6 protein-coding genes and 1 pseudogene are annotated in these 13,096 nt (G+C 68.6%); all 7 read right to left on the reverse strand.

The features are described from left to right. Nucleotides 1-11 precede the first annotated feature (11 nt). A pseudogene (locus ACIQ6Y_RS37710) lies at nucleotides 12-1,523 on the reverse strand (helicase associated domain-containing protein); the annotation flags it as partial. Nucleotides 1,524-2,226: 703 nt separating this feature from the next. After that, entirely contained in the window at nucleotides 2,227-5,379 is a 3,153-nt protein-coding gene (locus ACIQ6Y_RS37715) for a hypothetical protein (RefSeq protein ID WP_404046913.1), read from the reverse strand. Beyond that, nucleotides 5,376-6,653 carry a hypothetical protein gene (locus tag ACIQ6Y_RS37720; protein WP_404046916.1) on the reverse strand — a complete coding sequence of 426 codons (1,278 nt, stop codon included), beginning with the start codon at nucleotides 6,651-6,653 and terminating at the stop codon, nucleotides 5,376-5,378. The genes ACIQ6Y_RS37715 and ACIQ6Y_RS37720 overlap by 4 nt, the downstream gene beginning before the upstream one ends. Next, a complete protein-coding gene (locus ACIQ6Y_RS37725) occupies nucleotides 6,643-7,923 on the reverse strand; it encodes a hypothetical protein (protein WP_404046919.1) in 1,281 nt (426 codons plus the stop codon). Before ACIQ6Y_RS37725 ends, ACIQ6Y_RS37720 begins: the two co-directional genes overlap by 11 nt. Beyond that, nucleotides 7,916-9,286, reverse strand: coding sequence for a Wadjet anti-phage system protein JetD domain-containing protein (locus ACIQ6Y_RS37730; RefSeq protein WP_404046921.1), 1,371 nt, complete (start codon nucleotides 9,284-9,286; stop codon nucleotides 7,916-7,918). The genes ACIQ6Y_RS37725 and ACIQ6Y_RS37730 overlap by 8 nt, the downstream gene beginning before the upstream one ends. 195 nt (nucleotides 9,287-9,481) lie before the next feature. Further along, a complete protein-coding gene (locus tag ACIQ6Y_RS37735) occupies nucleotides 9,482-10,603 on the reverse strand; it encodes an AAA family ATPase (protein WP_404046924.1) in 1,122 nt (373 codons plus the stop codon). A gap of 120 nt (nucleotides 10,604-10,723) precedes the next feature. Further along, the gene (locus tag ACIQ6Y_RS37740; RefSeq protein WP_404046927.1) at nucleotides 10,724-13,090 is read right to left on the reverse strand and encodes a transposase; all 2,367 of its coding nucleotides are present in this window, start codon (nucleotides 13,088-13,090) and stop codon (nucleotides 10,724-10,726) included. Nucleotides 13,091-13,096: the final 6 nt, after the last annotated feature.

Below are 13,096 nucleotides of genomic sequence, written 5' to 3' on the forward strand. Positions count from 1 at the left end.
CGGCCAGCGCTGCGCTGGCGGGTCCGGGCACGGGCCAGCCAAGCCCCCAGCGGGAAGCCGTCCACAATGGTGGGTTTGGAGATGGCGAGGTGGCCGTGGCGGGCAGCGTAGGCCCGGGCCGTGTGCAGGCCGTCGGCCATCGGGCGGCGCCGGCCCGGCCAGGCGTGAAAACGCCCCACCTCACCGCTGGTCAGGCCCAGCTCGGCGAGAAGCTGCCGCTGACCGTCGTGGAGTTGCCCATAGCCGCTGATCTGCTGGCGCAGCCACCGCTCGAGCCAGCGCGGCAGCCCCTCCAGGTTGTCGCCACCGCCGACCGGCCCCGTCTCGCACACATAGGCGCGAGCGCGGTACCAGGCACGCTGCCAGTCGATGGGCCACGGCGGATTCCACCACGCATCCAGCCGGCGAAGCTGCGCCGCCTGCTCGACGGTCAATGCCGCAGACTGCGCACGCCAGTTGGCCAGCCACCGCCCCAGGTCGAATCCGCCTGCAACCGCGCCGTCCACATGTGCGACGGCCAGATGACCGTGCCGCGCCGCACACGCACGCGCATGCTCAAGCCCCTCGACGAACAACTGCGCACACCGTTGCTCCAGGCCCCGGCCGCGGCCCGTTCTGCGCGGCACCGCCCACTCCGCCCGCCACCCGACCCCACTCTCCCCTGAAGGACCTGGCAGCAGGCGCAGGCCCTGGCCCACGTCCACCGGCCGGTGCGCTCTGTGCACCCACCACAGCCCATACCGCCCCACGCGGGGAGGCCGGCCGACCGCACGACGCCGCTCGCGGACCACCGCCTGCGCCCAGGACACCAGCGGCCCGGACAGACCCGCTTCCACCTCACCCAGCCACCCCCGGCCGAGCCGTTCACCCACGAGGGCAGCCACCCGCCCGCCGCCCCCGCGCACCAGCCCCCCACAGCCGCCATCTGCGACCTGCGCCTGCACACGCGGATCCAGCAACACCTGCGCGACCTTCACGATCTCCGGGAACACCACGACATCCCTGGCCACCAGCCGCCACTGCTCATCGCCCCACCCACAGGGCCCCTGCCGACGTGTGGCGCTCACCACCTGTTCCAGCCGCGGCCCCCACACGGCGTCCCGGGACCAGAAATCCTCTCTCTCCCACCACCCGCACACCGCCGCCCGCGCCAGATCGAACACCTCCTGCGGCGCTGCACCCGCCGCCCACGCCGCCCGATCCCAGCGGCTCTCGGCCCGGCCCAACTCCCCGGCCATACCCGCAACACGGACGTACTCCAGTGCATGCCCTTCGCCCGCCTCCAGCAGCCACCGGCCATGCCGTGCGCACAACCGCCGCCACCGCGGCCGGTACACCCACACCCCACGACCGCCCGCCCCGCGCCGTGCCGCACACAACTGGCACCCGAAGACCACCGGCCCGTACTCCGACGATCCCACCCGCCACCGCGCCCACCCCTGCCCCTGCCCGCCACGCCCGGCCAACGCCTCAGGCCCGGCCGCCCACGACGGCAGCGCCCGCGCCAGATGCCCCGCCGGCATACGACACCACACGGCCACCTGCTCCTGCGCCACCGCATCGAGCAGCACCTCGCCGTCTGACAAATCCACGGAGGATCACTGCATGAGTGATGCGTTGAGCTGCTGATCTAGTGATCGTCACAGGATCCCGAGCCGTCGTGGCGGATTGATCTGAGCTGGGGTTTTCGTGCAGGTTCAAGAGCCCAAGAGCCCTCTGAAGTGCGAGTTCAGTGATCGTTCCGGAATCCGGTGATCGTCGAAGGATTCTTCATTGCCGGGTGGATCAGGCGGAGCGAGTCTGCGCTGGTCAGGGTGGTCTGCAGGCTTGGGGGAGCGGGGGTGGGTCATAGCGCGTGGCTGCGGGCGCGGTCGGTGGTGACAAGCTGGTTGGCTGGCCTGGTGCAAGGAGGTTGATCTCTGCGTATCCGTGATCAGGAGAAGGATCTGGCAGTGCCCGTCGAACCGTTTCCGGTGGGTGCCAGTGCGCGCTCCTAAGGTGCGGACATAACGTCAGCGAGGCCCACGCCCGGTCGGTGAACTCATGGTCGATTTAGTCCGGTTGCAGTGCACTACGGTCACGGGCATGCCGCGGAGCCCTACGACCTCGAGGACACTGATGACGGGTGACGAGGAGTGCAAGGACGAAGACGACGACGAGAGCCGTGCTCCGGCTGCGGGTGCCGAGGGTCGGGCCAACGGCCGTCGGCGGATGCGCACACGTCGTTCAGGATCGGCTGACCACGAGATCATTCAAGGTGAGCTTGACGCGGCGCCGGTTGGCGTCGAATCCGTACATGACAGTGGGCCGGTTCAATGGGTCGGATTTCGAGTAGTAGCGGAACTGCAGTACTTGGCCACACATCGGCCCTACGTCCGCCATCAGGCCGTCCTGGCAGGTGGCCAATACGGTGATGCCGTGTTCCAGCGCAGCGTCACGCAGTGCGGCGATCACTTCACGACGGTGCTCCGCGCCGAGTGAGTCACCGAGTTCGTCGAGGATGAGGACGCGGCCCCGCGCGTCGGGTGCGGCCAGCAGGGCGGCCAGGACGAGATGGATGGAGAATAGCTTCTCCTGGGCGGTGTTGGTGGGCGCATCGTAGGCCAGCAAGGAGCCGCCGGGGTTGCGCTGCCACCGGGGCACGACATGGCAGATCCACTGGTCCTCGGCGCTGTCCGGCGCGCTTACGTTGTAGACCAGGTCGGCTGCGTATCCCTCTTTCCTGTGCAGCATGTTGAGCTGGTTGCTGATGCGCTCCAGCGCACTGTGCACGCGTTCCTTGATGGACTCCTGGGTTTCTTCGAGCGCCTGGCGTGACTCCTCGACGAGGTCGTGGAGGTATCTCTGTTCGTCCTCCCGCTCTCGTCTTTTCACCTCCACCTGCTCCCGAGCTCCTGCGTCCCGCTCCTGGTACTCATCCAGCCACGTCTTCAGCGCGGTCAGCGAGCCACGGAAGATGGTGTCGTGCGGATCGTGGGTGTGCGCCTCGTGATGGTGCAGGGCGTCGGCGATCTCCACGGTGGCCACACCGGTGGTTGCCGTGTCTGCGGCGAGTCTCGTCAGCGCCGCCGCCAGCCGGGACCGGCTCTCGCTGCGAAGGTCCGCACAGGCGCGGACCTCGGGCGGGCGCTCGGTGTCCCGTGGTACGACGGCATAGGAGTTGATGCCGTCGGCCGGCTCCGCGCCGGGCTCATCCTCGGGCAGGCAACTCCAGTTGAGCTCCTCCAGAGCCTCTTCCTCAGAGCCCGTCCAGGCCATCCGTGCCCGGTCGGCGCTTGACCCCCTGCGGAGCTCCTCCAGCTTCTCCTTCCTCCGCGTCGCCTGCGCCCTGTCGTCCTTCAGCTTCCGCAGTTCGCCCTCGAGCTTGTCTGCGCGCTCCTTCGCGGTGAGGAACGCCGTCTGGGCCTTATGCGCTGTCTCGCTTGCCTCTCTGGCCAACGTGCGCAGCTCGGGCAGCGCGGCAACGCACTGGGCGTGTGTGTCCTCGAGGTCGCGGATCTTGGGAACGAGCTGCTGTGCGAGCTCTTGGGCCTCGGCCCGTTTGATGTCCCGGCGCAGTTCGGCGATCCGGCGACGGTGCAGGTCGGCTGCGGTCTCCAGTGCAGCGCACTGGGCCCGGGCCTGGTCCCGCTGCCCTTCAAGGTGGGCGCAGATGTCTTCTTGGCCGGCGATCGGCTTCTCGAAGCCTCCGATGACGCGGACCCCCAGCCCGGACAGCCAGGCATGCGGAGGAACCGTCACCTCGGTGGCATCGGCCAGGGCATGCAGGAACGGCACCGCCAGGGGATCGGCGTCCAGGATGCCCTCGGGTAAGCCGTCCGGGGCGCCGGAACCTGCCGCTTCTGGTTCGCTCGACGGCCCGCAGATGAGGATGGTCCCGGGCAGAGTGCTCACCGCACGGCTGGCATCCTCCAGGGCATCGGAGGCGATACACACCGCCTCCCTCCACGGCGCCAGGCGGGCCTCCCACTGGGACCGCGCCTCAGGACGGACGCGAGTGGTGGCCATCAGCCCCACCCTCCGGTGGGACGTTGCCCCCTCCAGGGCCCGCAACGCCGCCCCTGCCTGGCCGGTGCGCCCCTCCCGGGCTTCGGCGAGCTCTCCCTCCAGAGCCCTGACACGTTCCTCGGCCAGCAGGAGTTCGGCCTTTACCTCGAGCTGACGTGCCTCCTGGTTGCTGACGTGCTGGGCGAGCTCGGTGGGGGAGGGGCCAGCGTAGTCCTCGGCCTGCTGCCGCGCCTGGCGGTGATCCTGCTGCGCCCGTTTCAAGTCGCCTCGAAGCAGTCCCACCTTCTCGTTGGCCTCCTCCACCTCCCGTTGATGCTGGTCGCTGAGCAACTGTGCGGAACGGGCCGATTGCCGGAGCTGGCCGATGTCGCGGGCTTTGGTGAGCTGGCCCTGCACTGCATCATGCCGCGCAGCCAGAGCTGCCAGATCATCCTCGACACGGGCGAGGCTGCTGCCGATCCGGCGCTCGTAGACGACGGCATCAAGGGCGGCGCGTGCCGATGCCAGGCGCCAGAAGCGGTGAGCCCGGCCGGCCTCCACCCGGGCCCGCTGTCGGGTTTCGACGGAGTGAAGGATGATTTCCTCTTCGTGCCAGGACTTCTCGGCATCGGCCAGTTTGTCGGCCAGGTTCTTCTGCGTCCTAGCCAGATCCTTGCGGGCCTGTACGTCCGTGGCGAGCATGCTGGCCTTGCCGGTGAGATCGAGCAGCGCCTCCCCGATCTGCACGGGCGTGAAGGTGCCCGCATCCAGCTTCAGCAAAGAGGGCCGCGACCGCATGCCGCCGCGGCTGATGATGTAGGCCAGCAGACGCGGGGCGCGGCCGTAGAGGACCTCCGCGTAGTCCGTGGCCCCCAGGGGTTTACCACCGAGCGCGCGGAAGAACCCTGGAGCCAGCTCGTGCTGGCTGCGATCATCTCCGCTGAGTAGAAGGTGCACCCCTTCCTTGTGTCGTACCTCGATGTGCGGTGACTTGGCCGATACCTGCAGCCACACGGTGTGTGCGCTGCCCAGGGGATTCTCGGGTTCGGCGAAGACGCCCACCACATAGCCGATCGAGGCGGCCTCGTTCACTTCTGGCGATGCGCCGGCGGTGACGGGCTCGAACAGCAGCTTGGGTGCGTGCACGGAGCCACCGCCCGTCATGCGCCATTCCGGGTCTCCCAGCAAGAGGGCCAGGGCAGACAGGAAGCTGGTCTTTCCCGACTCATTGGAGTCCTTTGGCCCCCGCCCGGTCACCGCGACGAATGTGCCGGGGACGATCGCCACCGGGTGGGAGGTCAGACGGGCAATGGAGAATGTCTGGACAGCGACCAGCTGACGGGTGCCGATCACTCCCCGCTTGCCACGTGCACTAGGGATCTGCTGACTCACATGCGGTCCGTCTCTGTCGGGATCTCAGGTAACTCGCCGCGAGGCGCCGGGACTTCGAGGCCACGCCGCCGACGGATGGCGGCGGCCAGCTGCCCGCCGGGCCGACCGACCAGGATCAGGTCCTCCCAGAGCAGGTTGCTGCGGGCCTCGCTCATGCGCTCCAGCGCGGGGCCAGGCAGGTAACGGCCCGTGGTGGTCTCCGCGACCATGCCCGCTGCACGCAGCCTGCGCAGCGCCGTCCGCATCGCGGCCTTGGAGATCCGCCTGTTGGAAGCGAGCTCCGCCAGGGTGACGGTGTGGGCTTCCCCCGTCCAACGGCTGTGCCGGTGCCGCCCCCGAGCTCTCGGGATCGCCACCGTGTGCAACAGGATCAGGGCCAGCACGGCCCGGTCCACCGCGGCGAGGGTCCCGACCTCCTCGGCCACCAGGGCATCGGCGAGCGGGTCACAAAACCCGGTGACCCAGTTGCCCGCCGCCGTCTGCAGCAGTTGCCGCCCGCACGGCAGCAAGGCCTGATCCACTGCGGCCCGTATCGCCGGATCAGCCAGCATCGGCAGCTCACCCCGGGGCACCGGCCGACGAGCCGTCTCCAGTGTGGCGATCACTGACCGCACTACATATCCGTCGGACATCTCAAGCGCCGTTTCGGCATCGGCCCGGACTTCATGCGGTGGCACCGGCGAATCCGGCTCCCCGCTCGCCTGCTCATCCGCCCCGGGAGCCGGCAGTAGATGGTGTCCGCGGCGCAGGCCCTCCACCACCACAGCAGGAAAGGCCGCAACGGCTGCCCCCAGCCGCAGTTCGTCCCCGTCCACGGAGATCAGGCCGGCCTCCGGCAAGGTCCGCTCGAGTGCCCGCTCCACCGCTTCGCGGTCCGCGCCCAGTTGAGAACACAAGGCCACAATGGCGGCACGCCTAAACGGCCCGCCCGGAAACGGCGCGCGCTCAGGCCGCGGCCACGCCGCGCGCAGGCACGCCGCCCACACCAGGGTCGGCACCGGCGACAAACCAATCCGGAACGCCGGCGACAGGCCGGCAGCCGGTGCCGTCTCACCGTCCCACCCCAAGACCAGCACATCGGCCAGCCGGCCCACCCCGTGCACGCGGATCACCCGGCGTCCGATCCGGGCGGCCGCTGCCGCAGCGGCAAACGCCACGGGACCGGTCGTCTCGGCCGACGTCACTCCAGCGGCCCGCAACCGCCCCAGAAGCAACGCTGCTTGAAACGCTCTGTCCTCATCCACCTCACGGATGGCGTCCTGTTCAGAAGCCATCCGAACCCCCATCGGATTTCTGAGTCACATTCTGGCGCCGAAGACGCAGAGGATGCAGATAGGTGACGGAGGCCTCCGGATCGGCTAGCAGACCGTCCTCCACCACGACCGTATAGGGCTCGCCAGGATCGTCACTCAGCGCCAGCACATCGGTGATGATCGACGCAGCCGCAGGCCATCCCGCTTCGTACAGCGCCTGCGTGAGATCGACTTCCTCGTCTGCCGCCAACAACTCATCGGCCCGCAGCCGACGCCGCTCCCGTAGATGCGCGTGTGCATCCTCGGCCCACTGCAAAGGATCGTCCTTATCCTCGTCGTCGCCCTCGACCACGAGGGGCCGTACGCGTGCCCGCGAGCGCGGGGCGAAGCCCTCCACTGTTTCCAGGAGCTGAGCCGGCTCGATCCACACTGCTGGCACGTCGGCGACCAGTGCCGTACCCACCTGCGACAGCAGCTCGACGTCACCCTGGACCGCGGCGTGGTCGTACTCCTTCACGGTCAGCACGTCAAAGTTCAGACTGCCGCCGCCCTGCTCAAGCACTTTGTCCGCGGCGGCCATGACCTGCAGACGGTAGAACTGCTCCGCCTCGATCAGAGCCGAACCAGCTTCCTCCAGCGCCCAGTCACCACTGAACCGGTCCGTGACCAGTCTGTTCAGTTCCTTCACCTGGCGCGTGAACCCCTGATGATCATGCTGTCGATGGGACTCCATCAACTCGGCCGTCGTGCCGGTAGCGATCTGCCGCTGCAAATCCAGAGCAAAAACCCGCAGCGCGTTCCGGCACGACACCAGATAGTCCAGAGCCGCCTCGGGGTCGGGATTGCTGCGATCGAACACCGCCCTCGCCCGATCCAGCAGCAAGATCAACTCATCAACACCCCCGTGCTCCGCCAGACGTTCAGCCGCCAAAGCACCCGCCAGCCCTGCAGGCCGCACGACATACCGGTCCTGATGGGACTTCAGAAGATACGGCTCAAGGAACCCCAGCCGGATCAGGACAGCCAAACGGCGATCGATCAGCTCCTCCGGCCACCCCGAAGGATTGCCCCTCAATGCCTGCACGACCTCAGCCTTCGACAGCCCGTGCGCCCCGGCATGCTCGGCAAACACTTTCAGGATCGCAAGCGCCACCCGCGCCACCTCCGGGTGCTGCGCCACAGCACCAGCATCCTCAGCAACGGGAGCCATGAACGCCCGCCAGTTGGCCAACTGAACAGCCGCCGCCAGATCCTCCCGATCGCCGTCCCCGAACGCGAGCTGTTCACCCACCGGCCGGCACCGCCTCCAACAGCCCAACCAAGCGAGGCAGCACCTTCCGGTGCAACGGCTCCTGCTCACACGATTCGCCCGAGACCGCGATCTCCGCCGCCAGGGCCCGCAGTTCCACCGGCCCCTCCGCCGCCATCCTCTCCGCCAGCGCGCGCGCCTTCGGATACTGCTCTGGCTCCTGATCCCGGTAGGGGCCGGCACGCCACATCTCCACTTCCATCCCCACCGGATGCACCTTGCGGTCCAAGCGCCGGGACAGATCATCGATGATGGCAATCCCATCCGCATCCAGGTCTCCCCAGATGGCCATCCGCTCCGGACGCATCCACTCCAGCAGGGCAACCAGTTTGTTGGTGACGTACCCCTTGCCCCAGATGCACAGCCACTGCGACGTAACCTCTGGGATCGCACACACGCGTTCAAACGTGTCCGAGTTCTCAACCAAGAAGACGCCCCGCCCGCCGTGCTCGACTTCCCCCACCAGCCGCAGAGCACCAGCAGGCAGAGCGATCCACGGCTTGGCCACCGCAGCGTCGGCAGCCACCGACCCCACCCGCCACCGCAAAGGCCCCCGCACCCGAATATCGACATCAGCCTCATCGAGCGCCAGGTCAAAGCTCATCCCGACCAGGTTCTCGAAAGCCGCCTGCCGTGGAGGGGTCCACTTCTTCGACCCGCTCAACGCGAGGCCAGCCAACTCCTTGGCGGACAACCGCTCCCCGTCCCGGTACGCCGGCCACCACACAGACGCCGCGCGCACCGCCGCCTCATAGGCAGTCCACGCCTCGGTCGCGACCGCACTGTCCTGCGGCACCCTCAGCGGCGAACCCGCCGGACAGGCATCCAGCAGCACCTGCTCCCGCTCCAGCTCCGGTACCGGCGCCATCAGCGCAAGCAGTTCCTTGCGTACCTCATCGGGATCCCGCCATCCGCGCAGTTCCTGCAGCAACTCATCCGCCTGTAATGCCCACGAATGAGAAAGACGCCATGCCGATGGACCGGCGAGCTCGAGATCGTCATCAACCGCGCAACGCAGGACCACACCTCCGCACCGCACCAGCGCCAGTGCTACATCCCACGCCCTGTCTCCGAAACGGGACTCCACCGTGGCCCAAGAGCGCCGCTGCGCCGAGAGCACCCACACCAGATGCCGGCTATCCAAAGTCTCCGGAGGTTCATAGGCCGGCTGCTCCCGCGCAGTCACCAGGTCGACTTCCCGAATGCGCAGCAAACCCTGGCGATTACGCGGTGCGCGGTTCATCCCTTCACGACGTACCGGCACGGACAGAGCATGTGTGCCCTCCGGCACTTCAGCCAGCGCTACCCGGATGCGGCCTTCCGCTTCACTGAACAACAGAGCCATAGCGCCCGCCCCGGCACTCACATGCCCTCCCCAGAGACACATCGGACCTTGGACCCAGGCAGATCCACTCTGTCAGGAAGGCATACACAAATCCCCTTGCGCCTCACAAAAAGACAAAGTGAGTCCAATCCAACACTGGCCCACGGCTGGCACGGTGACGCAACGTCATCTGCTACTCGCCCCGTGCTGGAGTTGCTAGGGACTGAGTTGGGCTGTCGCGGCGTCGATCTCTTTCTCGGTGATGTTCTCGCTGCCGCTGCGGATCGCGAGGACGGCGGCGGTGGAGATGACGTAGGTGAGGGCTTTGAAGTAGCCGCCGGTGCGCTGGTGCAGTGTGACGGGGTGTTTGCTCAGGGCGTTCTCCTCCAGTCGGTACAGGCTCAAGTCGGCCTCGAAGCTCGCCAGGACGCGCCGGAAGGTCTCGTCGTCCTCGGTGTCCAGGGGCAGGGGGTGCAGCCAGGTCACCGGCAGCAGGGCGGTGGGAGAGGGCGAGACGGGTTCGGCCGGCCGTCCCGCCTGTTCGAGCCGTACCCGGTTTTCCTCGCTGACTCGGGTCAGCTCTCCGGCCAGGATGCGGGCCTGGTGCAGGCGGTGGCTGGCTCCGGTGCCGCAGAAGACGATGGAGATGCCCAGCTTGTCGCGCAGGTAGTCGAAGTAGGGCAGCACGTTCGCCAGGTGCTGCGGCGAGGCACGGTTGATGTCGTCGATGAGCAGCAGACGGGTCTGCGCGGTCTCCAGGACGTAGTTGACCGGCAGGGTCACGTCCTGGTGCCTGCGCATCTCCAGGACTTCCATGAGGCTCTTCGGTTCGGGGTTGAGACCCAGGTAGGAGCCGATCTCCCAGAGCCAGTTCACCCTGGGCTCAGGGTCCGCGGGGGTGGTGATGTGCACGACCGGGATCGTGTTCTGGCGCCTGCCGCCCATGGCGGCTTCGATCTCCCTCTGGGCGGTGCGTCCAATCGCCCGCAGAAGACAGGTCTTGCCGGTGCCCGCGGGGCCGTCGATGACATGGTCCATCAGCCCGTCACGGCGCCCGCTGTTGGCGTGGACTGCCTCGACGACCATTTCCTGCATGTGGGTCATCGCGTCGGTGGGCACCATCCGCAGATGCCGGTGGTAGGCGATGGCCTGTTCGTCCGTCTTCCTGTCCTCGGCCGGACTGCTGCCCGCCGCCAGTGCGGGCGGCTCCACTTCTTCGTCGACGAAGTGGGTCCAGCCGGTGAGCTGGAACAGCGGCAGAGGACGCATCGGTGTGTCCTTCAACTGCTGACGCAGACGGGCTTCACGTTTGTCGCGCAGTTCGATGGATGCCTTCATCACGCTTTTCTCTCGTCACGGTCCTGCACTGCACCGGCACACCGGCTCAGGACCGCAAAAACCTGTCCGCTCTCGGGGGCGGCCTGGGGCTGCGTCGTCACGGCTCCTGTCCTCGGTCGTCTACATCTCCCATACGTCGCCCTCGCCCTCGTTGCCGTCATCACCGTCCGGATCGAGGTCGTCGAGGAGTTCCGCCTCGACGACCTCGTGGGCAGCTGCCGATGCTCCGGCAGCGGAGGCATCCGGCGGGCTGTCGTCGCCGTCGTCGGGGAAGAGTGCTGCCAGCGGATGCGGAGCCTGCCCGCTGTCCGAGGGCCGTTCCACGCCGCCCGTGCCTGTCGGAAGCGCCGGCGGGGCGGCTGCGGACGGGGGAGCCAGAGGGGAGATGGGCAGCGCCGGGTAGGGCCGCAGCGTCGACAGGTCGAACTCCTTCAGACCCGCGTAGGGGTCGTGGGAGGGCTGTTCGGTCTCCAACTCCAGTCCCTGGAAGGGTGGTTCGGCCCCGGTGCGCTTGGGCGGCGGCCTGCGGCTGCGGCGGCGCCGGTCACGCTGGGCCAGGGACAGGGCGATCGCTTCCTCGTCCTGCTCGCTGCCGCCGGCAGCGCGGTGCTGCTCGGCGTGCTCCTGCCACATGTCTGCGGTCCACGGGTCGTGAAGCAGGTGCCGCAGCCGGAAGTCGCACGTCACCCAGGTGCCCGCGGTGTGGTCGTAGAGCCATACCCGCTCGGGACGGTAGGGGTTGAAGCGGCATTCCCACTTGTCCTCTGCGCCGGGCAGCTTCGAGCCGCCGCGCAGGAGGATCTCCCGGTAGTGGGCGGCGTCCTGCGCGACGGGCTGATAGGTCCGATAGTTGATCATGAAGCCGCTCTTGCCGGGGACGACCCACCGCAGCAGCAGGAAGAAGCGGTTCTGGGCGGGGGAGAGCGGCACGGCCCGGTAGCCGCTGCGGGCCACCTGGACGGCATACATGTCGTTGGGGGACAGCACGACGTCCGGCCGAAACGGGTCACGCAGCCCCGCATCGGGGGTCTGCTGGTACTCCAGCGCCACCCATTCCTGGGCCATCTGCTGGAGTTCGGCGATCGTGTACAGCGGCATCCGCTCGATGCCGCGGCCGCGCTTCTTGTGGCTGCGGCCCTGCCAGCCGTGCCGCACGTACTGGCTGAAGCGGTGCGCGAGAGTGGTGAAGGAGTGCTCGACGAGCGACTTGTCGGGCCCGGTCCTCTTGCGCGCCGGGCGGCGGGCGATGCGCAGCCGGTCGCAGACCTCGGTGAAATGCTCGCTCACGTAAGGGCTGCCCTGGTCGTAGATGATCAGTTCGGGGCGGATGACCGGGCGGGCGGCGGTGGCCTCGGTGAACCGCTCGTCTGCTGCGCGCAGCGCCCCGAACGGCAGGCCGGAGGCGGCGGCCGCGCTCAGCGGGTCCCAGCCTGGCATCACCGGCCAGGGCGCGAGAGCCTGGGCCAGCATCAGGGTCAGGTCGATCGCCCGGGTCGCCTGGCCTGCCTGTCCGCTCTCGGCGTCCCGGGGACGGCTTGGCGTGATCATAAGCGCGCACATGCTGTGACTGGCCACGTCGATCAGCCAGGTCATCTCCGTGGAGGTAGGCCGGCCGTCGTCGCCGCGGGCCAGGATCCGCAGCGGCGTGGTGTCGACCTGGGTCACCTGTCCCGGCCGCAGCACGGCCTCGCGCCCGCCGTGGGGCAGGGGCGGGGTGGAGGCCAGGGCGGCCCGCGCCCGTGTTGGCTGGTCCAAAATGTCGGCCAGGCCGGACTCCTTCATCCGAAGGTAGAAGGTGGAACGGGAGGGCAGCAGAGCCGCCACGGCAGCCGGGTCGCCCAGCTCCTCGTCGTAGCGCGAGTGCAGCAGGTCCTCGACCTCCTCGCGGATCAGCTCGATGGTCACGTCCGACTCGTGCGCGCGCCGGGCCACCACGTCCTGCATGGCGGTCAGACACCGCGGGTCGGTGAAGCCCCCCGCCCGTTTGTCCCGCGCGGCGGGCAACAGCACAACCGGATTCTCCCCGGCCGTCTTCCACTTGCGCCGCTTGTCGGCGAGGGTGTGGGCGGAACAGCGGACGCCGTCGGCGGCCAGCCGCGCCGACATCGCGGCGCACCGCTGGGCCAGCGTCGTTTCCGGCCCGAATCCCCGCGCATGCTCGCTTCGGCCCGGCGCCAGACCGGTATCGATCTCCACCATGCGCGCCTGCCACAGCGCGGCCTCCTCCTCCCGGCCCTCCTGCCGCCCCCACCCGCCAAGAGCCGTGCCGTCCACGGCCGGTGCCCCGCCGCCGCTGAGAACCGCGAAGTCCTCCCCGCCCACCAGCCACCGGTACGACACCGCCCGCGGCGCCTCCATACCGTCCTGCGGCAGCAGCGTGACCTGCGACCCCTGCCACGCCACCACCTCCCACTCGCGCGCCTGCCAGCGCACCCGCGCCCCGATGGACAGCGACCCCGCAAGCCGGCCCTCACCCGATCCCGCCATGCGCCC

It is taken from the genome of Streptomyces sp. NPDC096205 (assembly GCF_044763135.1).
Lineage (GTDB): Bacteria > Actinomycetota > Actinomycetes > Streptomycetales > Streptomycetaceae > Streptomyces.

What these genes read in the sequence shown, in the direction of transcription:
- ACIQ6Y_RS37720 (WP_404046916.1), bottom strand. Translation starts at nt 6,653, where the DNA reads ATGGCTTCTGAACAGGACGCCATCCGTGAGGTGGATGAGGACAGAGCG.
- ACIQ6Y_RS37735 (WP_404046924.1), bottom strand. Translation starts at nt 10,603, where the DNA reads ATGAAGGCATCCATCGAACTGCGCGACAAACGTGAAGCCCGTCTGCGT.
- ACIQ6Y_RS37740 (WP_404046927.1), bottom strand. Translation starts at nt 13,090, where the DNA reads ATGGCGGGATCGGGTGAGGGCCGGCTTGCGGGGTCGCTGTCCATCGGG.
- ACIQ6Y_RS37730 (WP_404046921.1), bottom strand. Translation starts at nt 9,286, where the DNA reads ATGGCTCTGTTGTTCAGTGAAGCGGAAGGCCGCATCCGGGTAGCGCTG.